Genomic DNA, 26,178 nt, shown 5'->3' with positions numbered 1-26,178 from the left:
ATAGCATTGGCAAGCTCTTTACGAGAAGGCATCTGTATCTCCTGATATTGCTTCATTTGATGGCCAAGTTTTTAGGCGCGTTATTGTCCCAACCGGGCGCGTACGTGAGCCCGGCAGGTATGGTGTGCAAGCGCCATCAGATATGGCTGGCCAGCATGGTTTCCAGCTTGCCCTGATCGACGGCGAACATACGGATGCCTTCGGCCAGTTTCTCGACGGCCATGGCGTCCTGGTTCAGCTCCCAGCGGAACTCGGCTTCGCTCATCGGCGCCGGCTTTGCCTGGCGCTCGCCGGTGTAGTGCAGCTTGCGCTCGACCACACCCTCGGCCTTGCTCAGCTCTTCCAGCAGGGCCGGACCTATGGTCAGGCGGTCACAGCCGGCCAGTTCCAGGATCTCGCCGGTGTTGCGGAAGCTCGCCCCCATCACCACGGTCGGGTAGTCGTGCTGCTTGTAGTAGTAGTAGATGGCGGTGACGGAGACCACACCCGGATCTTCGCTGGCGGTGTAGTCACGGTTGTGCTTGGCCTTGTACCAGTCGAGGATGCGGCCCACGAAGGGGGAGATCAGGAAGGCGCCGGCTTCGGCGCAGGCACGGGCCTGGGCGAAGGCGAACAGCAGGGTCAGGTTGCACTGGATGCCCTCTTTCTCCAGCACTTCGGCGGCACGAATGCCTTCCCAGGTGGAGGCCAGCTTGATCAGGATGCGATCGTTGCTGATGCCGGCTTCGTTGTAGAGGCGGATCAGCTTGCGGGCCTTGGCGATGCTGGCGTCGGTGTCGAAGGAGAGGCGGGCATCCACTTCGGTGGAGATGCGGCCGGGCACTATCTTCAGCACTTCCAGGCCGATATTGACCGCCAGCTTGTCGCCGGCATCGATGATCTGCTGCGCCTTGTCCTGACTCTGGGATTTGGCCCAATGGAGGGCATCTTCGATCAGTACTGCGTATTCAGGGATCTCTGATGCCTTCAGGATCAGGGATGGGTTGGTAGTGGCATCGATGGGTTGGTAGCGTTTGATAGCTTCGATGTCGCCGGTATCGGCGACGATGGTGGTCAGGGCTTTCAGCTGAGTTAACTTATCGGTCATAGCAATTTACATCTCTTCATGAGGAAGTGATCCTGAGTGGCGGCATTACAACTTGGAAGTTGAATTCACGGGCCCCTTAATCTCCAGACACCATACGGAAAGTGTCACGACATCAATGGCAGCAACTGCTGGTAAAGCTGACTAAATACCTGTCGGCGCCCGGCGTAGAGCTGATGACGCGCCATATCCGGTTGGTGCTGCTGTTCCAGCGGTAACTGCGGCAGCAGCGATTGCAAAGATTGCCCCGGTGACACAGCAATTTGAGCCAGACGTGCGGCGCCCAACGCGGGGCCAATATCCCCTCCAGTGCGGTAATCCAGGGTTTGCCCGCTGATATCTGCCAGCATTTTCCGCCAGTAAGGGCTACGCGCCCCGCCGCCGATAAGCGTCACACTCTGTGGTGTGATGCCGCAGGAATGTACTACGTCCATGCCATCTGCCAGCGCATAACCCACCCCCTCAAGAACAGCGCGAGCGAGTTCTGCTGGCCCATGCTGATGGGTTAAGCCAAAGAACACGCCTTTCGCCCGTGGGTTATTGTGCGGAGTGCGTTCCCCGGAAAGATAGGGCAGGAACCACACCACGTCGGCTTCTTCGTTAGCCTGCTCGGCGGCGGTAAGCAATTCCGGAACCGTCCCCAGGCCGGTGAGTTTTGCAGCCCAATCCAGGCAGGAGGCTGCGCTGAGCATCACGGACATCAAATGCCAGCGGTTTGGCAGCGCATGGCAGAAGCTGTGCACCGCGCTTTCGGGTTTGCTACGGAAACCATCGCTGACGGCGAAATAAACGCCCGAAGTGCCAAGCGATAACATGGCCTGACCCGCATCCACCATACCTACACCTACGGCCCCTGCCGCATTATCACCACCACCGGCGACAACCGGCACCGCTGGCATTTTCCACGCCTGTGCGACGTCAGCTTTGAGGGTTCCGGTTATCTCACTACCTTCGTATAAATCGGGCATATGCTGGCGACTTAAATGGCAGGCGTCGAGCATGGTGTCACTCCAGTCTCGCCTCTCCACATCAAGCCACATCGTACCCGCCGCATCAGACATGTCGCTTGCGAACTTGCCCGTCATGCGTAACCGCAGATAATCTTTTGGCAGCAAGACTTTATTAATTTGCGCAAAAATATCGGGTTCGTGGCGTTCAACCCACAGCAGTTTAGAGGCCGTAAAGCCAGGCATCATCAGATTACCGGTGATGGCACGGGAATTCTCCACCTTGGCTTCCAGCAGGGCACACTCTTCGCCGCTGCGGCCATCGTTCCATAAAATGGCAGGACGGAGCACTTGTTGTTTGCTGTCCAGAAGAGTTGCACCGTGCATTTGCCCGGCAATCCCCAGCGCCTTGACCTCTTTGAGGGAATGCTGCTCCCCAAGCGCTTTCATCGCCCGATCCGTTGCCTGCCACCAGAACTCAGGGTCTTGCTCCGACCATAGTGGATACGGGCGCGAGACGTTCAGAGGTTCGGTGCTGGAGGCAAGCACTTCACCCTGCTCCCCAAGCAAAATTGCTTTCACACCCGAAGTTCCAAGATCGATTCCGATGTACATAGTGGCCACTCCTTATGAACGCGCCACGAAAACCGTGGCGCGGGGGTGATTGTTAATTGAACAGCAAACTTATCGATCAAACATGTAGTGATTAATCAGGTTTTCCAGTAACTCCTGGTGGCCACTCTGATGCTGTGGTGCCAGATTGTGCTGTTCTGCGTACTGTGCAATCTGCGCCAAAGACATCTGCCCGTTCAGAATTTGCTGACCGAAATCACCATTCCAGCCGGCATAGCGTCTGGCAACGCGTTTATCGAGCTCGCCATCTTCAATCATCCGGGCCGCGATTTTCAGTGACAGCGCCATGACATCCATTGCGCCAATGTGGCCGTAGAACAGGTCATATTTATCGGTGCTCTGGCGACGCACCTTGGCATCAAAGTTCAGTCCACCGGTAGAGAAGCCCCCGGCTTTAAGGATTTCGTACATCACCAGCGAATTTTCTTCCACGCTGCTTGGGAACTGGTCAGTATCCCAGCCAAGCTGAGGGTCGCCACGGTTTGCGTCAACCGAGCCGAAGATCCCTAGGGCAATGGCGCTGGCGATTTCATGATGGAAAGAATGACCGGCAAGTGTTGCATGGTTCGCTTCTATGTTTACTTTTATCTCTTTTTCCAGGCCGAATTGCTTCAGGAATCCGTAAACCGTCGCTACGTCGTAGTCGTACTGATGTTTAGTCGGTTCTTGTGGCTTCGGCTCAATAAGCAGCGTGCCACGGAAGCCAATTTTGTGTTTATGCTCAACCACCATCTGCATAAAGCGGCCGAGTTGTTCGCGCTCCTGGCGCAGGTCGGTATTGAGCAGAGTTTCATAACCTTCGCGCCCCCCCCACAGGACATAGTTATCACCACCCAGTTGATAGGTTGCGTTCATGGCAGCAACGACCTGAGAGGCTGCCCGGGAGAAAACCTCCGGATCGGGGTTCGTGGCCGCGCCCGCACCATAGCGTGCATTGGTGAAGCAGTTTGCCGTACCCCACAGGAGTTTCACGCCGCTTTCCTGCTGCTTTTGTGCCAAGTACTCGGTCATTATCGCGAAGTTGTCTTTGTATTCTTTAAGTGAAGTGCCTTCCGGCGAAACATCGATATCATGGAAGCAGTAATAGGGTACGTTCAGCTTATGGAAGAATTCAAAGGCGACATCGGCTTTACGTTTGGCCAGAGCCAGTGCGTCTCCCGCTTGCAACCACGGGCGATCGAAGGAACCGGCACCAAACATATCTGCACCATTCCAGCAGAACGTATGCCAGTAGCAGGCGGCGAAACGCAGATGTTCTTCCATGCGTTTACCCAGTATTAACTCGTCCGGGTTGTAGTGGCGGAATGCCAGCGGATTAGTTGTTTTAGGGCCTTCGAAACGCACACGGTCAAGTTGATCAAAATAGGCTTGCATAATTGACTCCAAGTTCAGGAAAATATCGGCCAAGTAAAAGCGTTTTAATCTTGGGCTTTCTTTGGTGGATGCTCAATTGCGTTATTTCACTCTCGGCTTAAGAGAATTCCCAAGCGTGCGCCACTTCACAAAAACACTTTTAAAAAAGGGAATTATTTTTGGTTTATTCCCTCTTTACCATGCTGAAGGTGATGGAGATGTAGCTTATTATATCCTGTGAGTCCGCGCTGAGTTTATGGTTTCATGAATGGTTTTTTCTAAAAAATCATTAAAGATCAATATCATAGCAAGGCAATCATTCATCCCCCTCCGCATTGCCATATTCAGCCGATGCCTTAAAGTTAGATCTTCATCATAGTTCAGCGATTAAACCAAATATCATAATGAGAAGATTAAAATCTGTAATTGCTTCTTTTGCAATCAGCGACAACAATCCATCCGCTTGCAGATGTAAATTATTCTTTAATCCGAAAGATCATCATCCCTACAGGTAAAATAAATATGAAGATTAAGAATGTCTTACTAGCGTCAATATGTGCATCGCTTATGCTTGCCAGCTTCAGTGGCATCGCCAAAGAAGTAAAGATCGGCATGGCCATTGATGACTTGCGGCTTGAACGCTGGCAGAAAGATCGCGATATCTTTGTTGCAAAGGCAGAGTCAAAAGGTGCTGAAGTGTTTGTGCAATCGGCCAATGGGAGCGAAGAAACACAGATATCGCAAATTGAGAACATGATCAATCGTGGTGTGGACGTGTTGGTTATCATTCCTCACAACGGACAGGTATTAAGTAATGTGGTAGCCGAAGCAAAACGCGAAGGCATAAAAGTACTAGCTTATGATCGTATAATTAATAATGCTAATATTGACTACTACGTTTCATTTGATAATGAAAAAGTTGGCGAGATTCAGGCACAAAGCATTGTCAATAGAGTGCCGTCTGGTAACTATTTCTTAATGGGTGGTTCGCCGGTGGATAACAATGCTAAATTATTCCGTGAAGGGCAAATGAAGGTGTTGAAACCTTATATTGATAGCGGAAAAATAAAAGTGGTTGGCGATCAGTGGGCTGACGGCTGGTTGCCGGAAAATGCATTGAAAATTATGGAAAATGCCCTGACAGCGAACAATAACAAGATTGATGCTGTCGTAGCATCAAATGATGCCACAGCAGGCGGTGCCATTCAGGCATTAAGCGCGCAGGGTCTGGCAGGGAAAGTAGCGATTTCAGGACAGGATGCCGATCTCGCTGGTGTAAAACGCATTATTGCTGGCACCCAAACCATGACGGTATATAAGCCGATCACCGACCTCGCCAACAACGCCGCTGAAATTGCAGTTGAACTGGGAGAAGGTAAAAAGCCAGCAGCAGATGCTACCCTGAACAATGGCCTGAAAGATATTCCAGCCAGACTGCTGACACCAATCGAAGTGGATAACACCAATATCGACAGTACCATCGTGGCAGACGGCTTCCATAAAAAAAGTGATCTATAACCCTTCCCGCCCATGGTTAGCCATGGGCGGCAACCTTTAAGCCAGACCGGGGAGGAGTTATGCCTTACTTACTGGAAATGAAAAATATCACTAAGGCTTTTGGTGCAGTGAAAGCGGTGGACAGTGTCAGTCTGTCGCTCAATGCCGGGGAAGTCATGTCGCTGTGCGGTGAGAACGGTTCGGGGAAATCAACGTTGATGAAGGTGCTGTGCGGGATTTATCCCTATGGTACTTACGAAGGCGAGATATGGTTTGCCGGTGAAAAACTCCAGGCCGGCCATATTCGTGATACCGAACGTAAAGGTATTGCCATCATTCACCAAGAATTGGCATTAGTTAAGCATCTCACCATTCTGGAGAATATTTTCCTTGGGGCAGAGATGTCGCGTTATGGTGTACTGGATTACGACACTATGACGCTACGCTGCCAAAAATTGCTCGCTCAGGTAAGCCTGAATATTTCGCCTGATACCCGTGTGGGCGATCTGGGGCTGGGCCAGCAGCAACTGGTGGAAATTGCCAAGGCGCTGAATAAACAAGTGCGCCTATTGATTCTTGACGAGCCAACAGCTTCCCTCACCGAGAAAGAAACGGATATTCTGCTGAGGATTATTCGCGAGCTGCAGGATCATGGAATCGCCTGCGTCTACATCTCTCACAAGCTCAATGAGGTCAAAGCGATTTCCGACACCATCTGCGTTATCCGCGACGGAAAGCCCATTGGTACCCGTGAAGCCGCACTGATGAGCGAAGATGACATAATCACCATGATGGTGGGGCGCGAGCTCACGGCGCTTTACCCGAACGAACCGCACCAGACGGGCGAGGAAATTCTGCGTGTTGAACATCTCACTGCGTGGCACCCGCTAAACCGACAGATCAAACGCGTAAATGATATTTCCTTCTCATTGCACAAAGGGGAGATCCTGGGGATCGCCGGCCTTGTGGGGGCGGGGCGTACCGAAGCGGTTCAGTGCCTGTTTGGCGTTTGGCCCGGCAAGTCGCAAGGCGAGATTTTTATTGATAACAAATCGGTAAAAGTCAGCAACTGCCAGCAGGCGATTTCGCACGGAATTGCCATGGTGCCGGAGGACCGTAAGCGAGACGGTATTGTGTCGGTCATGGCAGTGGGGCAAAACATCACCCTTGCGTCACTTAATCAATTCTCCGGCGCATTAACCAGCCTGGACGATGCCGCCGAGCAGAGTTGTATTCTGAAATCCATTCAGCGCCTGAAGGTAAAAACGTCAACGCCAGAACTTGCGATTGGTCGTCTTAGCGGGGGTAACCAGCAAAAAGCGATCCTGGCCCGCTGCTTGCTGCTAAACCCACGAATTCTCATTCTTGACGAGCCCACACGCGGTATAGATATCGGAGCGAAATACGAAATCTACAAACTGATTAATCAACTGGTTCAACAAGGGATTGCCGTGATCGTCATCTCCTCTGAGTTACCTGAAGTGCTTGGTCTTAGCGACAGAATACTGGTGATGCACGAGGGGCGTATCAAAGCCAACCTGGTGAACAACAACTTGACCCAGGAGCAAGTTATGGAAGCAGCACTGAGGAGTGACCACCATGTCGAAAAGCAACCCGTCTGAAATGAAACTTGCCGCGCCGCTGAGCTCGCCGCTAAGCATCCTGAAAGGGCTTAATCTGCAGGTGTTTGTCATGATTGCCGCCATATTGGTGATCGTGCTGTTTTTTACCTGGATGACGGACGGATCGTATCTCAGCGCGCGAAACGTCTCTAATTTGCTACGTCAGACGGCTATTACCGGCATTCTGGCGGTCGGTATGGTGTTTGTGATTATTTCTGCTGAAATCGATCTCTCTGTCGGTTCCATGATGGGGCTGTTGGGCGGTGTCGCAGCCATCTTTGATGTCTGGATGGGTTGGCCGCTGCCGCTGACCATCGTCGTGACGCTCGCTCTCGGGCTGGTGCTGGGAGCATGGAATGGATGGTGGGTGGCCTATCGTAAAGTTCCGTCGTTCATTGTCACCCTTGCCGGTATGCTGGCGTTTCGTGGTGTGTTGATTGGCATCACAAACGGAACTACTGTCTCGCCAACGAGCACTTCAATGGCGCAAATAGGTCAGAGCTATCTGCCGGGTGGTATAGGCTTTGGTGTCGGTGCATTGGGCTTAATGGCGTTTGTTGCTTGGCAATGGTGGCTGCGTATGCGCCGCGAGGAACTTGGCCTAGCAACGCCAGCTTCAACAAGCGTGATGGGACGGCAGGCTATCACGGCGGTGATTGTTCTGGGCTCTATCTGGTTGCTCAATGATTACCGTGGAGTACCGACACCCGTACTTATCCTGACACTGTTAATGCTCGCCGGGATGTTTATGGCGACCCGCACCGCGTTCGGCCGCCGTATTTATGCAATAGGCGGCAATATCGAAGCGGCGCGGTTATCCGGGATTGACGTAGCGCGCACCAAGCTTGCTGTGTTTGCGATTAATGGCCTGATGGTCGCCGTCGCAGGGCTGATCCTTAGCTCACGCCTTGGGGCTGGCTCACCTTCTGCCGGGAACATTGCAGAGCTTGATGCGATTGCCGCTTGTGTCATTGGTGGCACCAGTCTTGCTGGCGGCGTAGGTAGCGTGGCCGGTGCCGTGATGGGCGCATTTATCATGGCGTCTCTGGATAACGGCATGAGTATGATGGACGTGCCGACGTTCTGGCAATACATCGTCAAAGGGGCCATTTTGCTGTTAGCGGTCTGGATGGATTCAGCCACTAAACGTCGGGCTTGAGAGTGTGTTTTAGATCACAATGCCGGGGTAATATTCCCCGGCATTTCTTCATCTATGGTATTAAAATAAAAGGAGTTTTTGGGGTTGTTAACATGTTTGAGAAACGCCACCGCATCACGTTGTTATTCAATGCCAATAAAGCCTACGATCGTCAGGTGATCGAAGGTGTTGGCGAATATCTACAGGTGTCTCAATTAGAATGGGACATTTTCATTGAAGAGGATTTTCGCGCGCGTATCGACAACATCAAGGACTGGTTGGGCGACGGCGTGATTGCAGATTTCGACGATACAGAAATCCAGCAGTTACTGGATGGAGCAAGTGTGCCGATTGTCGGCGTGGGCGGCTCGTATCATCTGGCAGATCATTTTCCGCCAGTGCATTACATTGCTACAGACAACTTCGCTCTGGTGGAAAGCGCGTTTTTGCATCTCAAAGAGAAGGGGGTACAACGCTTTGCGTTTTACGGCCTGCCAAGTTCCAGCAACAAACGGTGGGCGGTTGAGCGCGAACATGCTTTTCGGCAACTTGTGGCTGAGGAGAAATACCACGGGGTGGTGTATCAGGGCATTGAGACAGCGCCGGAAAACTGGCAGCACGCACAAAACCGGCTGGCAGACTGGGTACAAACATTGCCTCCGCAAACGGGGATTATTGCTGTAACAGATGCCAGGGCACGCCATTTATTGCAGGTTTGCGAGCATCTGCATATGCCTGTACCGGAGAAGCTCTGTGTCATCGGTATCGACAACGAAGAGCTCACGCGATATTTATCCCGTGTAGCGCTTTCTTCCGTTGCGCAGGGAACAAGGCAGATGGGCTATCAGGCAGCGAAGCTGTTGCATCGCCTGCTGGACAATGAGGTTTTACCTCTTCAGAGGGTGCTGGTTCCACCTGTGCGTGTGGTAGAACGACGTTCCACGGATTACCGTTCTTTGCACGATCCTGCGGTGATTCAGGCCATGCACTACATTCGTAATTATGCCTGTAAAGGTATTAAGGTCGAACAGGTGCTGGATTCAGTAGGTATTTCTCGCTCCAATCTTGAAAAACGCTTCAAAGAAGAAGTAGGCGAAACTATCCATACGGTGATACACAAAGAAAAGCTCGAAAAAGCGCGCAGCTTGTTGGTTTCTACTTCCTTATCGATAAACGAGATTTCACAAATGTGCGGCTATCCCTCACTGCAGTATTTTTACTCAGTATTTAAAAAATATTATGATGTAACGCCAAAAGAGCATCGTGAACGGTATAGTGAAATTCTAAATAGCTGATCCGAATAGTGCCACACCTTGTAGGATCCATAAGGAAGGTGCGAACAAGTATCCTCAGTGAACAGATTGAGAACTTTAATCAATTGAACTCAATCGGTGCATCACACTTAACGAATTGTGGTGCCATCAGTTTCACGGTATGTCCGAATTCTTGCAGCTGATTGGCCCCAGTAGTGGCCACTGCCGCCGAACAGACAGATTGGTTTACCAGGTTCTGCTTCAACTGCCGCGGCAGTGTCAACCGCGTGGCTCGATTAATTCACCGTTCGCTCGACATCTGCACAATCCGCCGTTTTCCTCGCCAATGGCGGTGGGGGCCTGGGGGATAGCGGTAAAAAGGCCCCTGTCGGGGCCTGGTATCAGGGATCACTGTCTGCTGATGATGATGCGCCCCGTGCTCATGTCCCGCGCCTGGCCTGTGACCGCAATCTTGAGGCCGTAACGGGGCAGGGTGCGGCCCGCATCCGGGATGGCGTCGCTCTGGTAGCTATTGCCATCCTTGAAGGTGCGCCTGGGGGCCAGCCAGAGATCCCGCAGGAAGGAGCCACTCGGGTGATCCAGTTGCAGGGGGCGCTGGAAGCCCAGGCTGAAGGTGGCATCGTGGATCTGGTAGCGGGTGCCAGCCACGGCGCCGTCACTCCAGGTCAGGGGGCGCTGATCCGCGTCCACCACGCCGAGGAAGCCCTCGCCCGGATGCAGGCCCACCCAGTTGTTTTCCTGGCTGCTGTCCACGTACCAGAGCAGCATGCCCGGCTCGTAGCGCATCAGCTGATCGCTGACATTGATGTGGGCCAGCCCCTTGTCGACACCCGCGTGGTTGCGCCACTCCGCCAGATAGTAGTGCTCCCTGGCCTCGTCGCCCTTGCTTTGCACGAAACCGGCCAGGGTAAAGGCGGAGCTGGTCTCGGCCCCGTCCCTGAGCAGCACCTCGCCGTCGGCGGCGAGCTGGATGTCATCCACGAACAGACCGTGTTCGGCCACGCCGCCATCGCTCTGGTAGTGCAAGCTGAGCTGGATCTGCTGGCCGGCCCAGGGGGTGAGGTCGAACTCGGCCTCCACCCAGCCGTCGGAGTTGCCCGTGATGCCGACCCCGAAACCGACTCCGTTCGGATCGTCGCTGGTGGTCAGGTTGCCCGGGATGGGCTCGCCGTTGACCAGCACCCGGCCGTAGTCGTAGCCCTCCTCAATCTGATACCAGGTCTTGAAGGTCAGGGTGGCGCTCTGGCGGTCACTCAGGTCCAGCGCGAGGCTCATGCGGTTGTCCAGGTTGTTGTCCTTGCCGCCGTGGTACTGGTACTGACCGGCGTAGGGGGGATTGAGGGGCACCAGCTTGGCCGGAAGGTTGATGCGCACCACGTCCTCGTTGCGCCCCTTGTCGTTGGCCTGATCCAGCATGTAGACGTTGCCGCGCCGGCCGAGGTCGTCGATATGCACGTTGCTGCCGTGCAGCCAGTTGCCGCCGAGGGAGGCCTGCAGGAACGCCTTGGCCCAGGGGGAGAAGCCGGTCGGCTCGGTGCCGCCGATGACCCCCGCCCAGGAGCCGGATGACATGATGGACCAGGTCGCCACCGGCTCCCCCTTGCCGCTGTACTTGGTGTCGTACTCGTCCGGCAGGCCGAGATCGTGGCCATATTCGTGGGCGCAGACCCCGGCCGCCGCATCAATGGGCTGTATGGTGTAGTCGTAGGCGGCATACTGGCCGTTGAAGTCTCCCGCCGGGCTGCTGGTGCCCGGGATGGGGTAGGGGGCGCCCAGGTTCCAGCGGTGGGCCCAGATGGCATTCTCGCCCAGATCGCCGCCACCGGCCTCTTCCCCCACGCTGGAGTGGAAGATCATCAGGTGGTCGATGAGGCCGTCCGGTTCGTTCAGCTTGCCGTTGCCGTTGAGATCGTAGCGATCCTCCTGATCGAACTCGGCGAGATCGATGGCGGGATCCGCCGCTACCTGGGCCAGGGCCTCCTTCACCAGCTCGCGCACCGCCGTCTCGTTCAGGTTGCTGCCGTAGTAGGCGGCAGGCTGACTGGCGGTGTACCAGCCCGCCACCTGGCCGCGCACGCTGTAACTCTGGCCCGACTGCTGCTCATAGAACTGGCGCATGGAGATGAAGCGCTCGCCATTGGGACCGGCATAGCCCTTGGCGGAGAACAGCAGGTCGTTGTAATGGGCCGGGCTGTAGTCCGGGTAATACATCCTGGTGAGGTCCGGGGTGACGCTGTTTTTCGGATAGTCGGGAAAGTCCACCAGGATGGCGAGGATCTTGTCCTGCCGCATGCTGCCCCGGTAGTGCTCCTTCTCGATGGCCTTGAGCAGCAGGGTGGGCACCCTGTCCCCCGGCCGTGCCGTGCCCTGCTGGCGGATCTTCTTGAGGATGCGTTCGCGCACCCGCCCCTCTTTGAGCGCCAAGGTGCCCCCCTGGCCCTGATAGGCCCGGGACTTGTCGCGGTAGAAGCGGGCCAGGGCGGCCTGCTCCTGCTCGGGGGAGGCCAGGGTGGGGATGCGACCGCTCTTCTTGAGCATCTCCAGCACCTTGGTTTCATCGGCCAGGGGGGCATCGAACGGGCCATGGGCCGGGGCGGCCTGGGTTGGGTTTCCAATCACAAGGGTCGAGCCGACCAGCAGGCTCAGTAGGGTTTTTGTAGTCATTATCAACGTGCTCCATCACGTGAAAAAAGGAGCCCGGTCGGGCTCCTCTCTCGATTGCAAGGCTGGCTTGCCGACCCTTGATACCCCGGGTCGTCCCACTTTGTCATGGTGCCCGGGTGCTTGCCCCGTGCTGTTGGGGCGCGGCGCCATGGTCCGATCCTTCTGTCATGTCTGGTTTTTTCCTGTGATCTATGCGGTCTTATCGCGATTTCCTGGAATATGGTGCGGATATCCCCCCAAAACGGGCATGTCCCCATTTGGGGGAGAGGGTCAGGGGCCTGAGGAGGGACAAGATGGCGTCGACACTCGTTGAGCGCGGCGCGCCGGACAGGTATGCTTTGCGCAACCATACCGCCTGGGAGGCAACATGAGTCTGGATATGCAAGAGTGGCGCGACGAAACCAGCGCCATCGTCAACGAGCTGCTGGCCGACGGTAGCAACCCCGAGCTTGATTACGAGATTGAACACCATTTCGCCTGCCAGGATTTCGATCTGCTGGAGAAGGCCGCGGTGGACCTGTTCAAGGCCGGCTTCGAAGTGACCGATGCCGAAGAGATGGAGCTGGACGACGGCGCCACCATCTTTTGTTTCGATGCCACGGTCGAATGCGCCCTGGATGTGGAGCGGATCCTCGCCGACATCGAGAAGATGCGTCCCATCCTGGAGAAATACGGCGTCGATTACGACGGCTGGGGCACCTACTTCCAGGAGTGATGCCGGGTCGGGGCCCAGGCAACGGCCTGGGCTCCCGGCATCAGCGCGAGAGTGGGCAGCGACCCTGCCAGCAACGAGAAGGTCACCTGCGGGTGGCCTTCTGCTTTCTGTTATCTGATGGCGGGCAGCGCCTGTGCTCCCCAGAAGGAGTGATGGCGGCGGTCAGTCGCCGAGACCGTAGCTGCGGCCGAACTCGTCTGGCGGGAATGGTGGCGGGCGGTCAGTCGCCGAGACCGTAACTGCGGCCGAACGCGTCTGGCGGGAATGGTGGCGGGCGGTCAGTCGCCGAGACCGTAGCTGCGGCCGAACTCGTCTGGTGGGAGAGGGCGACTGAACAGATAACCCTGCAGCCGATCGCAGCCCGCCTCGCTCAACCAGCGGCGCTGCTCCTGGGTCTCGACCCCCTCGGCGGTGATCTGGATGCCGAGCTCATGGCCCAGGCCGATGACGGAGCGGACGATGGCCGTGGTGGCGCCATTGCTGACCAGATCCCGGGTGAAGCTTCGGTCGAGCTTGAGGGTGGCGACCTCGAGCCGGGGCAGATAGGCCAGCGAGCAATAGCCGGTGCCGAAGTCATCGATGGCGAGCTGGAAGCCGGCCCGGATCAGGCTGGAGAGGTTCTGCTCTATCTCGTCGGCATTTTCCATCAGCACGCCTTCGGTGATCTCCAGCTCCAGGGTGGCGGGGGCGATGCCGTGGCGGTGGGCGCAGGCCTGGATGTGGTCGCACAGGCCGGGGTCACGAAACTGCAGGGGCGAGAGGTTGACCGACAGCATCAGACTCGGCCACACCGCCTGCCAGCGGGCGAGCTGGGCACAGCCCTGCTCCAGCATCAGATCCCCGAGTCGGCCGATGAGCCCCAGCTCCTCGGCCAGGGGAATGAATTCGTCCGGCGCTATCATGCCGAGCTGGGGGTGGGGCCAGCGGCAGAGCAGCTCGGCGCCGTGCAGCTTGTCCTGCCGGGCACAGATGATGGGCTGGTAGACGGCCACCAGCTCGGCCGAGCGGATCGCCTGGGGCAAGTCGGCGCTGAGGCGCTTGCGTCGCTGCAACTGCTGATAGAGCAGAGGGTCGAACAGGGTGCAGTGCTGTTGCAGCCGCTTGCCCTCGGCCAGGGCGGCCTCCGCATGGCCCAGCAGACGCTCGGCATCGTTGGCGCGCCCCTGGGCGATGCCGAGGAAGGCGGTGACCTGGATGCGGTGCTCCTCGACCTGGTAGGGGGCCATCAACTCCCCTTGCAGCCGCTGGCTCCACTCGAGCAGGGGCTTGCCCGGCTCGGGCAGCAGCAGGGCGAAATCATCGGCGGCGACCCGGCACAGCAGGGCGTTGGCCGGGGTGAGCCGTTGCAGGCGCTGGGCGACCTGGCTGAGCAGCCGATCGGCGATGCGAATGCCGAATCTGTCATTGATCTCGCGAAAGTGTTGCAGATCGATGAGCAGCAGGCCTGCCGGGCGTCCGCCCAGGTGACGGCTGGTCTGCAGGAAGTGGGAGAGCTTGAGCAGGCCGGTGAGGCTGTCGTAGTGCTGCTCCTGTTGCAGTTGCGCCTGGGTGGTGCGCAGCCCCGTGATATCGCGGCTCAGGGTCAGTACCCCGAGGGAGAGGCCGTTGTCGTCCGGCACCTCGACCCGAGTGATCTCCAGATGGCGACCCTGGCCCCTGGCGTCGAAAAGACAGTATTCGCCGCGCCCCATGGGCATCTGGGGGGGCAGATACTGGCTGATGTTGTGACCCAGCACCTCGCTCGCCTGCAGCCCCATGAAATCGAGGAAGGCCTGGTTGCAATCGAGCATGCGGCCATCGTGATCCTCGAGACGGATGGGGTCGGGGATGGCGTCCAGCAGGCGGCGTTGCAGCAGCTGTTGCTGCTTGAAGGTCTGCTCCAGCGCCTTGTGCTGGCCTATTTCGCTCACCACGCCAAACAGGGCGAAGGGCTCACCGGCCTCATCGTAGAGCGGGATCTTGTGGGTCTCTATCCAGTAGTCACGCTCTTCCCCATGGCAGAGTTGCTGCTGGTGCAGCAGCGGCTGGCCACTGGCGAGGATCTGGGCGTCCTCTTCCCGATACAGGTTGCCCCAGGGCAGTTCCCCATCCGTCTTGCCGACGAGCTCGCTCGGGTGGGTGGCGCCCGCGTGCCGGGCAAACTGGCGATTGACCAGCAGATAACGGCCAGCCGGATCCCGACAGAAAATCGTCATGGGGAGCTGATCGATGAGGGCTTGAAGCTGGTCTGGGGTAAACAAGATGGAAAGATGGGCTCAAAGGGCAAGTTTCGAGCAAATCTATGACAGGCAAGCCTTTTTGTAAAGGCCGCTTGGGCACCGATCATTTCTTTGTTGCCCTGCTGACAGCCGCTTGTCCCGGCGCCATAATAGCCGCCGGTTGGCCTATGGCCTCATGATGAGACGAGAAGAGACAGATGAAAAAAATAATGGGGAGCGCCCTGGCGCTGCTGCTGGCAGGCTGTGCGGCGGACAACAACGGTGGCGAGCAGTACCGCTACAACCCGCCGGTTGCCAAGGCGACCAACAACACCCAGGAGATGCAGATCCCGGTGGATCTGGTGTGGGCCCGTGCCGAGAAGTGGTTTGCCGATCACGGCCTGAACATCGAAAACAGCCAGCGTGGCTCGGGGCTGATGACAGCCAACATAGAGCAGGCCGCCGATGGCCTGGAGTGGCTCGATTGCGGCACCATGGGCTCCAAAGTGGCGCTGGGCAACCCCAATCTGCAGATCAACCTGATCATCACCCAGAGCGGCACCAACAGCGTGGCCACCGTCAACGTCAAGGGCAACACGGAGCTGTTCTTCGTCGAAGCCTCCGGCGAGCGGGTGGCGGCGCCCTCCATCACGCCGGTCTGCGTGTCACGGGGTACCCTGGAGCAGAGCCTGTTCGCCACCCTGGGCAACTGATATCGGGTCTGAGCCTGGCACTGCATGAAAAACCGGGCCTCATGGGCCCGGTTTTTCATGGCATGACACGGCGCGGGCCGGCTCACTCCTGATCGCGGAAGATGACGATGTTGGAGAAGCCCAGCTCCTTGAAGTAGTTCTCCTGGAAATCCTTCACGCTCTTCTTGTCGCGGCGACACACCTGGGCCAGCTGGGCCTCCATGGCGTGAAATGCCTTGAGATCCAATCCCTCGGCGGCCGCGATGGCATCATAGATGCTGCGAAACTTGTCGTTGGAGTAGCCTATCTCTCTGGCCTGCTTCTGATAGGTGTAGGTAATCTTAAATGCCATCTGGCCCTTCCTTCTTCTTCGCCTGTTTGCGCTGCACATACAGATAGAGGCTCTCTACCTTCTCCCTGGCCCAGGGGGTCTTGCGCAAGAACTTCAGGCTCGACTTGATGCTGGGATTATCGGTGAAACAGCGGATGTTGATCTCCTGGCCCAGCGTCTCCCAGCCGTAGTGTTCGACCAGGGCGGTGACGATCGCCTCCAGGGTCAACCCGTGCAAAGGGTTGTTTTTCTGGGAGGCGCCCGGCGGCGCTGACTTGGGCTGGTCGCTCATGCCGGCTCCGCCAGGGTGGCAAAGGGCTGACCCATGCGGGTGGTGACCCCGTTGGCCAGGTGCGGCTCGAAACCGGCCAGCATGCCGGGGCCAAACAGGCAGACGACTGTGCTGCCGAGCTTGAACAGCCCCATCTCGGCGCCTTTTTGCAAGGTGATGGCCTCATCCCCCGTGTAGTCCCAGCGCACCACCTTCTTCTCTCTGGTCGGCGCTATGTTGCCGGCCCAGATGGTCTCTATGCTGGCGACGATAGTGGCACCGACCAGCACCAGGGCCATGGGGCCTTGGGGGGTGCGGAAGGTGGCGACCACCCGTTCGTTGCGGGCAAACAGGTTGGGCACCTTCTCGGCGGTGAGCGGGTTGACGGAGAAGAGATCGCCGGGCACGAACACCATGCTCTCCAGCACGCCGTCCAGGGGCATGTGGATGCGGTGGTAATCCTTGGGCGCCAGATAGATGGTGGCAAACTCCCCATCCTTGAACGGCGCCACCAGATCCTCGAAGCCACCGAGCAGCTCGCGGGCGCTGTAGTCGTGGCCCTTGGCCTGGATGATGCGGCCCTGGCTGATGGGGCCGAGCTGGCTGACGGTGCCATCCACCGGCAGGGCCAGGGTCATGGGGTCTTCCACCAGCGGGCGGATACCGGGCTTGAGCTCGCGGGTGAAGAAGGCATTGAAGCTCGCATAGTGTGCGGGGTCTTCGTGCAGCGCCTCGCTCATGTCGACGCCGTACTGCTTGATAAAGGCCTCGATCACCCGGGTGGTGAGCTTGCCAGCCTCAGCGGCCGCCAGCTTGCCCACCAGGCGGGAGAGGGCGTGCTTGGGCAGACAGTATTGGCCGGCAATTTTCAGGTTGTCAGTAATGCTCATGTTCATCATCGATTAGGTTGCATAGGGTCACAGCCGGGCTTGTTGCCGACCGTGGCGGGCTTCCTGCATGGTTTCCAGGATGCGGTGATAGTTGTGGAAGCGGTCGGCGCTGATGTCGCCCCGCTCGACCGCGCCGCGCAGGGCGCAGCCGGGATCGTCCTTGTGGGTGCAGTCGCGAAACTTGCAGCCTCCCAGGTAGTCGCGAAACTCGACGAAGCACCAGGTGATGCGATCGGCTTCCAGGTGCCAGAGCGCGAACTCGCGGATCCCCGGGGAGTCGATGAGATCGCCGCCACTCGGGAAGTGATAGAGCCGCGCCGTGGTGGTGGTGTGGGTACCCAGCCCCGAGTTTTCGGAGATCTCGCCGGTGAGCACGCCCAGCCCCGGCATCAGGGCGTTGGTGAGCGATGACTTGCCCACCCCGGACTGGCCGACGAAGATGCTGATCTTGTCGGTCAGTGCCGCCTTGAGCTCGTCGAGCCCCTCGCCGCTCTCGCAGCTCACCAGCAGCACCGGGTAGCCGAGCTTGCGGTAGGCTTTGAGCTGATCCTCGATGCGGGTTCGGGCCGCGTCATCGAGCATGTCGACCTTGTTCAGCACGATGAGGGGGGCGATTTCCACATCTTCGGCGGCCACCAGGTAGCGGTCGACGATGTTGGTGGAGAACTCGGGCATCACCGCCGAGACGATGACGATCTGGTCGATGTTGGCGGCGATGGGCTTGACCCCGTCGTAGAAGTCCGGCCGGGTCAGCACAGAGTGGCGCGGATGCACCGCCTCTATGACCCCTGGGGTTGCCTCATTCAGGCCGGGACGCCACACCACGCGATCGCCGCACACCAGGCTGCTGATGCTGCTGCGGCGCAGGTTGCTGCGGTGTATGGTGCCGTCGCTCGCCTCCACGTCCGCATGCTGACCGAAACGGCTGATCACCATGCCTTCGATGGCCGGGCCAAACAGGGTGTCGTCCACCTGATTGTTGTGCTCTTTTTGCAACCGCTTCTCGCGGTTGACCTGGACACGCCTTTGTTGACCCAGATTGAGTTTCGCTTTCTTTGCCACGGGGTTTGCCAGTTTATGAACAGATCCAAAGCCAGTATGATACATGCAATTTGGCAAAATTCCGCCATTCCTCCCGAGATAGAGAGAGCAATCATGACAGTCAGCGCCCAGAACCTGGTATGGATCGACATGGAGATGACGGGGCTGGACCCCGAACAGAACGTGGTTATCGAGATCGCCACCATCATCACCGACAAGGATCTGAACGTGCTGGCCGAGGGGCCCGTGCTCGCCATTCACCAGAGCGACGAAGAACTGGCCAAGATGGACGAGTGGAACGTCAACACCCACACCAAGAGCGGCTTGGTGGCCCGGGTCAAGGCGAGCCAGCACGACGAAGCCAGGGCCGTGGCCGAGACCCTCGCCTTCATTCGCCAGTGGGTGCCGGAGCGCACCAGCCCCCTGTGCGGCAACAGCATCGGCCAGGATCGCCGTTTCATGGTCAAGCACATGGCACAGCTGGAAGCCTTCTTCCATTACCGCAACGTCGACGTCAGCACCATCAAGGAGCTGGTCCGTCGCTGGCAGCCGGAATTGCTGGATCAATTCAAGAAGAGCGGCTCCCACCAGGCGCTGGACGACATCCGCGAGTCCATCGCCGAGCTGCAGTTCTACCGCGCCCAGGTCTTCAAGATCTAAGCCGGCTCCTCAGGCCCGTGTTGAGCGGGGACGAGCCAGGCCGCTCGCTTCGAACAGGAGGAGGAGGGACAAAACAGAGGGCAACCGGCGCCATCGGTTGGGAAAATCGGCAGTTCGACCAGCTTTTAAGCGAACAGGCGTTGCTGGACAAAAAAGCCCTTGCAATTGATCTCCCGGCTTTTATAATTCGGCTCCCGTGTGGTAGCGCAAGCAACCAAATGCCGCACGATTTTTTTATCGATGATGTTGCGGGAATAGCTCAGTTGGTAGAGCACGACCTTGCCAAGGTCGGGGTCGCGAGTTCGAGTCTCGTTTCCCGCTCCAATAGGTTTTGCCTGAGTAGCCAGGCTGGTAGAGCATGATAGTGCTTGCCAAGGCTGGGTAGCGAGCTTGCGTCTCGTTTGCCGCGCCACTCTTGCAAAATACCGTGTTTGCAGATGCATCGACCTCATGTCGAATCGATGCGGGAATAGCTCAGTTGGTAGAGCACGACCTTGCCAAGGTCGGGGTCGCGAGTTCGAGTCTCGTTTCCCGCTCCAAGCATCCGCAAGCCGTCAGTGATAGCCGTCATGTACACTCTTCGTTGCGGGAATAGCTCAGTTGGTAGAGCACGACCTTGCCAAGGTCGGGGTCGCGAGTTCGAGTCTCGTTTCCCGCTCCAATCTCTCTTCAAAGTTCGTCTATCCAGCCCCTTAATTTCAATATCGTCATGCTCTGTTGGTAGCGCATTGTCCGGCGCTTGCCAGGGTCTGAGTCGCGAGTTCGAGTCTCTTCCCCCGCATCCCTCGCTCTTGCTGTCTGCCTCTCTGGCTGGTCATTTCTGCCCATATCCCAGCATCTCCTTGTTTGCCCCTTGCTCCCCGCATCCCTTCCCGCGTCATTGCGCCACCAGTGTTCCGACTCGGCCCGTCACCTCGGCGGCAGGCATAAAATGTACCGCTTTGGCTCAGGCGCCCCTTTGTTGACGCTCCCCTTGATGCAACGCAAGGGAGGGCGGGATCCCCGCAAGGGCGGCGCCTGGTGCGCCCTATACTGGGGCAGAGTGATGACAAGGGGAGCAGGAGCCATGAGCAGCAAGCAAATCAAGGATCTGTTGCGCTATCTCGGGGAGGTGCACCACAGGCTGGCGTTGGCCTATGGCCGGTTGGGCCGGGAAGTGGATGCCGAACGCAGTCGCATGTTGCTGGTGTATCTGCGGGGGAGGGAAGATGCCGCCGCCACTCACCTGGAAGAGTATGCCCAGCAGCTGGGGGAGGCCCAGGCCCTGACCTGGTTCGAGCAGGGATTCGATGAGGAGCTGCTGCCCCTCATCGCCGAGTTGACGCTGCCGGCCGGGGCCCAAGGGGATGAGATAGTGGCCCTGGCCTGCGATCTGGAGCGGCGGCTGGTGGCCGAGCTGGACAGGCTGGCAGGGGAGTGCCCCACCGAGGCCACCGCCGCCCTGCTGCGCAGCCTGAGCGGGCTGGAGCAGGCCCGTTTGACCCGTCTGGTCCATGGCGCCCATCGGCTCGATGATCTCTAGGGCAGGAGGGTCCTGCCAGGCGCCGCCATGGCAGGGGAGTGCATGGCGCTGGACGGCTTGAGCCCGCTCCGTCTCAGTGGGTCTGCTTGGGGGCGCCGCCCCGTTTTTTCCTGGTCCCCTGCTGCAACCTGATCTGTTCGGCGCCGTAGAGTGCGGCCCCGATGATCCCGGCCTGATTGAGGCTGGCTGCGGCGATGAGGGGCGCCCGGGTTGCTATCTTGTCCACGAACTTGTCGAGCTTGGCGGCGCAGCCCCCACCCAGGATGAAGAGGTCGGGGGAGAACAGAAACTCGAGCCTGGCCAGGTATTGATTGAAGCGCTTGCCCCATTTCCCCCAGGAGAGATCCTCGCGCTTGCGCGCCGCATCGGAGCAGTAGCGTTCGGCAACCATGCCTTCCAGCATCAGGTGACCCAGCTCGGTGTTGGGCAGCAGGTGCCCCTCCACGAACAGGGCCGTGCCGATGCCGGTACCGACCGTGACCAGGATGACGACGCCGCCATGGGTCTGCCCGGCGCCGAAACGCATCTCGGCCAGACCGGCGGCATCGGCGTCATTGAGCACGAAGCAGGGCAGGCCCGTCACCTCGCCAAACAGCCTTGCCGCATCCGTCTCTATCCAGCTCTTGTCGATATTGGAGGCATTCTTGGCCACGCCGTGATGTATGGTGGCGGGAAAGCCGCAGCCGATGGGGCCTTGCCACTGGAAGTGCTCGACCAGCTGCTTGAGGGCGTGAGCGATGGCCGCCGGGGTGGCGGGTTGCGGGGTCGGGATGCGATGACGCTCGCCGATGAGCTCGCCGCTCTGCGTATCGACCAGGGCCCCCTTGATGCCCGAGCCTCCTATGTCCACACCCAATATCTGCATCTTTGTGATCCTTGTGATGATGGCGCCACCCAGGCGCGCTAAAGCATGGAAAATGTGCGCGAAAACAGCAAGGGGTCGGACCCTCAAGCGTGATCCGGCAGACCCTTTTCGATGCAGCGGATAAGCAGCCGGGTCTTGCGGTTCTCCCCCTGCTGGCGGGCAGTCAGGCTCGCCAGTGCCCACTCTATGTGCTCGGCCACCATGGGTTGGGCCTCTGGCAGGGCCGAACGCAGGGCGCCGAAGACCGCCTCGTCGGCCGGACCGTTGCCCAGGGCCACCGCCAGGTTGCGGCGCCAACGCTGATAGCCGATGCGGCGGATGGGGCTTCCCTCTGTATGTTTGAGAAACTCGGGCTCCGACCAGGCCCAGAGATCCAGCAGCTTGGGGCTGTGCAGATTGGGGCGCGGGCGAAAATCGGGCTCGGGGCTGGCATCGGCGTAGCGGTTCCAGGGGCAGATGAGCTGACAGTCGTCGCAGCCGTAGATGCGATTGCCGAGCAGGGGTCTGAGCTCGACGGGGATGGGCTCGTCACTCTCTATGGTGAGGTAGGAGATGCAGCGCCGGCCATCCACCACATAGGGGGCGACGATGGCCCCTGTGGGGCAGATGTTGATGCAGGCCACGCACTTGCCGCATTGCTCCTTCTCCACTGGCTGATCCAGGGGGAGCGGCAGGCTGAGCAGCAGCTCGCCGAGGAAGAAGAAGGATCCGGCGGACTCATTGAGCAGGAGTGAGTGTTTGCCAACCCAGCCGAGCCCGGCCTTGGCGGCGAGAGGGCGCTCCAGCACGGGGGCCGAGTCGACGAAGGGGCGCCAGCCCAGGGACTCGCAGCGGGCCTCGATGCGCTCGCCGAGCGCCTTGAGGCGGGCGCGCAGCAGCTTGTGATAGTCGCGGCCAAGGGCGTAGCGGCTGATGTAGCCCAGGCTGGGGTCACGCAGGGTGGCGGCGAAGCCTGCCTCGAACGGGAGATAGTTCATCCGCACCGACAGCACCCGCAGGGTGCCGGGCAGCAGCTCGTGAGGGCGGGCGCGCATCATGCCGTGGCGGGCCATGTAATCCATGGAGCCGTGATAGCCCGCATCCAGCCAGGCCTGCAATCTGGGCTCTTCCAGGCTCAGATCCGTGTCCGTGATGCCGGCCTGGTCAAATCCTAGCTCGCGTGCCCAGAGCTTGATATCGTGGGCCAGTTTGTCGAAATCGGGAGCCGTCATGATGCAGATCAACAGGAAAGGTGCGGGCAGTTTACCACAGCTTCGCACCGAACCGAGCCATCCTGGCGCGGCGCTGCCCGAGGCGCTGTGGCGAACCGAGGAGATCCGCCGGGCCGAGGTCGAGCTGGCGGGCGCCGCGGGCATCAGCCTCCATGACCTGATGGAGCGAGCCGGTAGCGCCCTGTTTGACTATGCCAGACGATGTTGGCCCGAGGCGCGCCACTGGTGGGTCTTCACCGGCCCCGGCAACAATGGCGGCGATGGCTTCGTGCTGGCCCGTCTGGCCCTGGCCGCCGGCCTCTCGGTACGGGTCATCGCCGCCCGCGCCCCCTCGGCCCTCAAGGGGGAGGCCCACAGCGCCGCCGCCGCTTTTCTGGCGGCGGGAGGACGAGTGGAGCGGTTCGCCGACGACCACAGGATCCCGACCGGGGCGACGCCCGGGCCTGATCTGGTGATAGATGCCCTGCTCGGCAGCGGCACCCACAGGTCGCTCTCCCCCGCCATGACAGAGATTGTCGCAACCATCAATGCCTTGCCCGCCCCAGTGCTCGCGGTGGATCTCCCCTCCGGCCTGGATGCCGATACGGGTCAGGTGCTGGGGACCGTGGTGCAGGCGACTCGTACCCTCTGCCTGGTCGGCCTCAAACAGGGGCTGCTGACGGGGCAGGGGCCAAGCTGGTGCGGCGAGCTGGATCTGGATCCCCTCGGCCTGGCGCTGGCGGATTGGCAGGCACCCGCCGCCCGGCGCATCGATTACCCCGGCCTGGCCCCCCTGCTCACCCCGCGCCCCCGCAGCGCCCACAAGGGTCACCATGGCCGGGTGCTGCTGGTCGGCGGCAATCAGGAGATGGGGGGCGCCATACTGCTCGCGGCCATGGCCTGCCTGCGCACGGGCGCCGGCCTGGTGCGGTTGTGCCAGCATCCGGCCAATCCCGCCGCCAGCCTGACTCAGCCCGAGCTGATGGGCTTGGCGGCGTCCGCACTCTTGCGTGAGGCCTCGATAGAGACCAACTCTGCCCGGGCGCCCGCCTGGGAGTCGGTGCGGGTGCTGGGGCCGGGACTGGGGCGGGACGAGTGGGCTCGCGCCCTGTTCGAGGCGGCCCTGTGCCGGGATTTGCCCCTGGTATTGGATGCAGATGGGCTGAATTGGCTGGCGCAAGGGCCTCGCCATCAGGATAATTGGGTGCTCACGCCTCACCCCGCCGAGGCGGCACGCCTGCTGGGGTGCAGCGTGGCCGAGGTGGAGGCCGATCGCTTCGCCGCGGTGGCGGCTCTGCAAGGGCGCTATGGCGGCGTCGTGCTGCTCAAGGGCGCCGGCACCCTGATCGCGGACGGCCAGCAGATCTGGCTCTGCCACGAGGGCAACCCGGGCATGGCGGGGGGCGGCATGGGCGACCTGTTATCTGGTATAATCGCCGCCCTTTTGGCCCAGGGGCTGGGGGCACGCGATGCGGCCTGCCTGGGGGCAGTCATTCATGGGGAAGCCGCCGATCTGGCGGCGGCAGAAGGGGAGAGAGGCATGCTGGCATCGGACCTGTTGCCATGGATCCGCCTTCTGGCCAACCCCGATATTCCTGACAAATTAAGAAGACGATGGCAAAACAGTTGATGATAAGGCTGCCGGATGAGGCAGCGACCGTCGCCCTGGGTGGTCAGTTGGCCCAGGCCAGCGAGCAGGCGACCACAGTATTTCTGCACGGCACCCTGGGGGCGGGCAAGACCACCCTCACCCGTGGCTGGGTGCAGGGACTCGGCCATTCAGGCAAGGTAAAGAGTCCGACCTATACCCTGGTCGAGCCCTATGAGCTGGACGCCTGGCAGGTCTATCACTTTGATTTGTATCGACTGGCTGATCCAGAGGAGCTGGAGTTCATGGGGATCCGTGACTACTTCGGCCCCCATACCCTCTGTCTGGTGGAGTGGTCACAGAAGGGAGAGGGCTGGCTGCCCGCCCCGGATCTCGAGATAACCCTGACCTATGTAGACATGCAGCGCGAGGCCCTGCTGGTGGCCCGCACTGCGATCGGCGAAGCCATTCTGGAACGGTTGCAACCCAAGTGCGTCTGATAATCTCCCTGTTGTTTACTCTGTTGGCCTTGCCCGTCTGGGCCAACCAGCTCAAGAGCGTGCGGATCTGGCCCTCGCCCGACAACACCCGGGTGGTGCTGGATCTCGCCAGTTCGCCCCAGTTCAACTACTTCACCCTGACCGGGCCGGATCGGCTGGTCATCGACCTCAAGGGGGCCAGCAATGGCACCAATCTGGCGCGGGTGGAAAACAAGAGCGAGCTGGTGCGCAAAATCCGCGAGAGCACCCCGGTGGACAAGGGGGGGCTGCGCCTGGTGCTGGATCTCAAGTCCGCCATCAAGCCGGTGGTGTTTCCTTTGGCGCCGGCCGGTCCCTATGGCCACCGGCTGGTGATCGACCTCCCCTACGAGGAGAGCACCGCCAGGCACGCGGCGCCGCCGCCCGCGAGCCCGGGCAGCAAGGTGATCATCGCCATCGATGCCGGCCATGGTGGCGAGGATCCCGGCTCCATAGGCCCGCGCCGCACCTACGAGAAACGGGTGACCCTGGCGGTCTCCCAGAAGCTGGCCGCACTCATCAACCGCGAGCCCGGGATGCAGGCGGTGATGACCCGCCGGGGCGACTACTTTGTCGATCTCAACAAGCGTTCCGAGATTGCCCGCAAATCCAAGGCGGATCTGCTGGTGTCGGTGCACGCGGACAGCTTCCACAACCCGCGCCCCCGGGGCGCCTCGGTCTGGGTGCTCTCCACCAACCGCGCCAATCGCGAGATGGGCAGCTGGCTGGAGAAACAGGAGAAGCAGGGGGAGCTGCTCGGCGGCGTCGGCAAGGTGATCGCCGAATCGGATCCCAACCCCTATCTGGCGCGCACCTTCCTGGATCTCTCCATGGACAAGTCCCGTGCCGAGGGGTACGACGTCAGCCGCCAGATCCTCAAGGAGATGGGGCGGGTTGCCCGCCTGCACAAGGCTGCCCCCGAACACGCCAGTCTGGCGGTGCTCAAGGCGCCGGACATCCCCTCGGTGCTGGTGGAGACGGGGTTCATCTCCAACCACGAGGAGGAGAAACAGCTGGCCAGCACCGCCTATCAGAACAAGCTGGCCCAGGCCATCTTCCAGGGCATTCGCAACTACTACCGGGCGCACCCCACCAAGGGCCCCATCATGGCGGGCAAGGTGAGCAGCTCCCCGACCCGCACGGTGCAGCGCCCCGTCAGTCAGGTGGCGCCCGCCAGCCAGTCGGCCCGCGCTGCCGCCCCCGTGGTGGGCGTGGCCAGCGCGTCCGGGGCCGGGATCATCAAGCCGGTGGCCAGTCTGCCCGGCAATGGCGCGCAGAGCGCCATCGACAAGCAGCGCAGCATCCGGCACGTGGTGAGGCGCGGTGAGAGCCTGTCGCGCCTGGCCGAGCGCCACGGCATCCCCATGTCCCGACTGGCGAAATACAACAATCTGAAATCCAACGAGATCCAGATTGGTCAGGTGCTTTACATCCCCAGAGGATAAGGAATGGCGAGCCATATCTTGTCGCCGGCAAGGTAGCGGT

The 26,178-nt window shown here is 59.7% G+C and carries 22 protein-coding genes and 3 tRNA genes; 14 read left to right on the top strand and 11 right to left on the bottom strand.

Annotated elements, in window-relative coordinates; translation table 11 throughout:
- Window positions 1–136: 136 nt before the first annotated feature.
- The 3 genes from tal to xylA form a co-directional block, all read right to left on the bottom strand.
- Complete coding sequence (gene tal / locus ACW5W4_RS13145) at window positions 137–1,087, bottom strand: transaldolase (RefSeq protein ID WP_456689665.1); 951 nt, start codon at window positions 1,085–1,087, stop codon at window positions 137–139.
- A 104-nt stretch (window positions 1,088–1,191) separates the two neighbouring features.
- Entirely contained in the window at window positions 1,192–2,646 is a 1,455-nt protein-coding gene (xylB, locus tag ACW5W4_RS13140; RefSeq protein ID WP_456689664.1) for a xylulokinase, read from the bottom strand.
- A gap of 69 nt (window positions 2,647–2,715) precedes the next feature.
- Window positions 2,716–4,038: a xylose isomerase gene (gene xylA / locus ACW5W4_RS13135; protein ID WP_456689663.1), complete on the bottom strand. Its 1,323-nt coding sequence runs from the start codon at window positions 4,036–4,038 to the stop codon at window positions 2,716–2,718.
- A gap of 501 nt (window positions 4,039–4,539) precedes the next feature.
- Between xylA and xylF the strand changes: the two genes are divergently transcribed.
- From xylF to xylR, 4 genes are all read left to right on the top strand, one after another.
- Window positions 4,540–5,535: a D-xylose ABC transporter substrate-binding protein gene (gene xylF / locus ACW5W4_RS13130; RefSeq protein ID WP_456689662.1), complete on the top strand. Its 996-nt coding sequence runs from the start codon at window positions 4,540–4,542 to the stop codon at window positions 5,533–5,535.
- 59 nt (window positions 5,536–5,594) lie between these two features.
- On the top strand, window positions 5,595–7,136 hold the full coding sequence (locus tag ACW5W4_RS13125; protein ID WP_456689661.1) for a xylose ABC transporter ATP-binding protein: 1,542 nt from the start codon (window positions 5,595–5,597) through the stop codon (window positions 7,134–7,136).
- The gene (gene xylH, locus ACW5W4_RS13120) at window positions 7,114–8,295 is read left to right on the top strand and encodes a xylose ABC transporter permease XylH (protein WP_456689660.1); all 1,182 of its coding nucleotides are present in this window, start codon (window positions 7,114–7,116) and stop codon (window positions 8,293–8,295) included. Before ACW5W4_RS13125 ends, xylH begins: the two co-directional genes overlap by 23 nt.
- 92 nt (window positions 8,296–8,387) lie before the next feature.
- Complete coding sequence (gene xylR / locus ACW5W4_RS13115; RefSeq protein ID WP_456689659.1) at window positions 8,388–9,569, top strand: D-xylose utilization transcriptional activator XylR; 1,182 nt, start codon at window positions 8,388–8,390, stop codon at window positions 9,567–9,569.
- Window positions 9,570–9,935: 366 nt separating this feature from the next.
- On the opposite strand, the gene ACW5W4_RS13110 is transcribed toward xylR, so the two are convergent.
- Window positions 9,936–12,212: an immune inhibitor A domain-containing protein gene (locus tag ACW5W4_RS13110; RefSeq protein ID WP_456689658.1), complete on the bottom strand. Its 2,277-nt coding sequence runs from the start codon at window positions 12,210–12,212 to the stop codon at window positions 9,936–9,938.
- A gap of 379 nt (window positions 12,213–12,591) precedes the next feature.
- Here ACW5W4_RS13110 and rraB point away from each other — a divergent pair, with 379 nt between their 5' ends.
- Window positions 12,592–12,927 carry a ribonuclease E inhibitor RraB gene (gene rraB, locus ACW5W4_RS13105; RefSeq protein ID WP_456689671.1) on the top strand — a complete coding sequence of 112 codons (336 nt, stop codon included), beginning with the start codon at window positions 12,592–12,594 and terminating at the stop codon, window positions 12,925–12,927.
- A gap of 278 nt (window positions 12,928–13,205) precedes the next feature.
- Here the strand turns inward: rraB and ACW5W4_RS13100 are convergent, their stop codons facing one another.
- The gene (locus ACW5W4_RS13100) at window positions 13,206–15,167 is read right to left on the bottom strand and encodes a sensor domain-containing protein (RefSeq protein ID WP_456689657.1); all 1,962 of its coding nucleotides are present in this window, start codon (window positions 15,165–15,167) and stop codon (window positions 13,206–13,208) included.
- 176 nt (window positions 15,168–15,343) lie between these two features.
- Between ACW5W4_RS13100 and ACW5W4_RS13095 the strand changes: the two genes are divergently transcribed.
- Entirely contained in the window at window positions 15,344–15,838 is a 495-nt protein-coding gene (locus ACW5W4_RS13095) for a hypothetical protein (RefSeq protein WP_456689656.1), read from the top strand.
- Between the two features lie 82 nt (window positions 15,839–15,920).
- On the opposite strand, the gene ACW5W4_RS13090 is transcribed toward ACW5W4_RS13095, so the two are convergent.
- Genes ACW5W4_RS13090 through rsgA form a run of 4 tightly spaced genes read right to left on the bottom strand, consistent with a single transcriptional unit; the run spans window position 15,921 to window position 18,371 of the window.
- Complete coding sequence (locus ACW5W4_RS13090; protein ID WP_408792862.1) at window positions 15,921–16,169, bottom strand: DUF2960 domain-containing protein; 249 nt, start codon at window positions 16,167–16,169, stop codon at window positions 15,921–15,923.
- Window positions 16,159–16,440, bottom strand: a complete 282-nt coding sequence (locus tag ACW5W4_RS13085; RefSeq protein ID WP_427261407.1) for a VF530 family protein — start codon at window positions 16,438–16,440, stop codon at window positions 16,159–16,161. The genes ACW5W4_RS13090 and ACW5W4_RS13085 overlap by 11 nt, the downstream gene beginning before the upstream one ends.
- Entirely contained in the window at window positions 16,437–17,309 is an 873-nt protein-coding gene (gene asd, locus ACW5W4_RS13080; RefSeq protein ID WP_427261408.1) for an archaetidylserine decarboxylase, read from the bottom strand. Before asd ends, ACW5W4_RS13085 begins: the two co-directional genes overlap by 4 nt.
- A gap of 27 nt (window positions 17,310–17,336) precedes the next feature.
- A complete protein-coding gene (gene rsgA, locus ACW5W4_RS13075) occupies window positions 17,337–18,371 on the bottom strand; it encodes a small ribosomal subunit biogenesis GTPase RsgA (protein WP_427261409.1) in 1,035 nt (344 codons plus the stop codon).
- Window positions 18,372–18,464: 93 nt separating this feature from the next.
- On the opposite strand from rsgA, the gene orn reads away from it, so the two are divergent.
- The 5 genes from orn to ACW5W4_RS13050 all read left to right on the top strand — a co-directional run bounded on the left by orn (window position 18,465) and on the right by ACW5W4_RS13050 (window position 20,532).
- A complete protein-coding gene (gene orn, locus ACW5W4_RS13070) occupies window positions 18,465–19,010 on the top strand; it encodes an oligoribonuclease (RefSeq protein ID WP_456689655.1) in 546 nt (181 codons plus the stop codon).
- A gap of 248 nt (window positions 19,011–19,258) precedes the next feature.
- Window positions 19,259–19,334: transfer RNA gene (locus ACW5W4_RS13065), tRNA-Gly, on the top strand.
- Window positions 19,335–19,473: 139 nt separating this feature from the next.
- A tRNA-Gly gene (locus ACW5W4_RS13060) sits at window positions 19,474–19,549 on the top strand.
- A 46-nt stretch (window positions 19,550–19,595) separates the two neighbouring features.
- Window positions 19,596–19,671 (top strand) — tRNA-Gly (locus tag ACW5W4_RS13055).
- A 405-nt stretch (window positions 19,672–20,076) separates the two neighbouring features.
- Entirely contained in the window at window positions 20,077–20,532 is a 456-nt protein-coding gene (locus tag ACW5W4_RS13050; protein WP_456689654.1) for a hypothetical protein, read from the top strand.
- Window positions 20,533–20,605: 73 nt separating this feature from the next.
- Here ACW5W4_RS13050 and ppgK read toward each other — a convergent pair whose 3' ends face one another.
- Both ppgK and queG read right to left on the bottom strand, forming a co-directional pair.
- Complete coding sequence (gene ppgK / locus ACW5W4_RS13045; RefSeq protein ID WP_427261411.1) at window positions 20,606–21,397, bottom strand: polyphosphate--glucose phosphotransferase; 792 nt, start codon at window positions 21,395–21,397, stop codon at window positions 20,606–20,608.
- Window positions 21,398–21,480: 83 nt separating this feature from the next.
- Window positions 21,481–22,608 (bottom strand): tRNA epoxyqueuosine(34) reductase QueG, encoded by a 1,128-nt coding sequence (gene queG / locus ACW5W4_RS13040; protein WP_427261412.1) that lies wholly within the window; start codon window positions 22,606–22,608, stop codon window positions 21,481–21,483.
- Between queG and ACW5W4_RS13035 the strand changes: the two genes are divergently transcribed.
- Genes ACW5W4_RS13035 through ACW5W4_RS13025 form a run of 3 tightly spaced genes read left to right on the top strand, consistent with a single transcriptional unit; the run spans window position 22,607 to window position 26,138 of the window.
- Window positions 22,607–24,217, top strand: coding sequence for an NAD(P)H-hydrate dehydratase (locus tag ACW5W4_RS13035; protein ID WP_456689653.1), 1,611 nt, complete (start codon window positions 22,607–22,609; stop codon window positions 24,215–24,217). The genes queG and ACW5W4_RS13035 overlap by 2 nt on opposite strands.
- The gene (gene tsaE, locus ACW5W4_RS13030; protein ID WP_427261414.1) at window positions 24,202–24,675 is read left to right on the top strand and encodes a tRNA (adenosine(37)-N6)-threonylcarbamoyltransferase complex ATPase subunit type 1 TsaE; all 474 of its coding nucleotides are present in this window, start codon (window positions 24,202–24,204) and stop codon (window positions 24,673–24,675) included. The genes ACW5W4_RS13035 and tsaE overlap by 16 nt, the downstream gene beginning before the upstream one ends.
- Window positions 24,666–26,138 (top strand): N-acetylmuramoyl-L-alanine amidase, encoded by a 1,473-nt coding sequence (locus tag ACW5W4_RS13025; RefSeq protein WP_456689652.1) that lies wholly within the window; start codon window positions 24,666–24,668, stop codon window positions 26,136–26,138. Before tsaE ends, ACW5W4_RS13025 begins: the two co-directional genes overlap by 10 nt.
- The last annotated feature ends 40 nt before the right edge of the window (window positions 26,139–26,178 follow it).

This window comes from Aeromonas crassostreae, from assembly GCF_054052445.1.
Note: the sequence above shows the minus strand (reverse complement) of the source record. Positions and strands in the feature narration are given on the sequence as shown.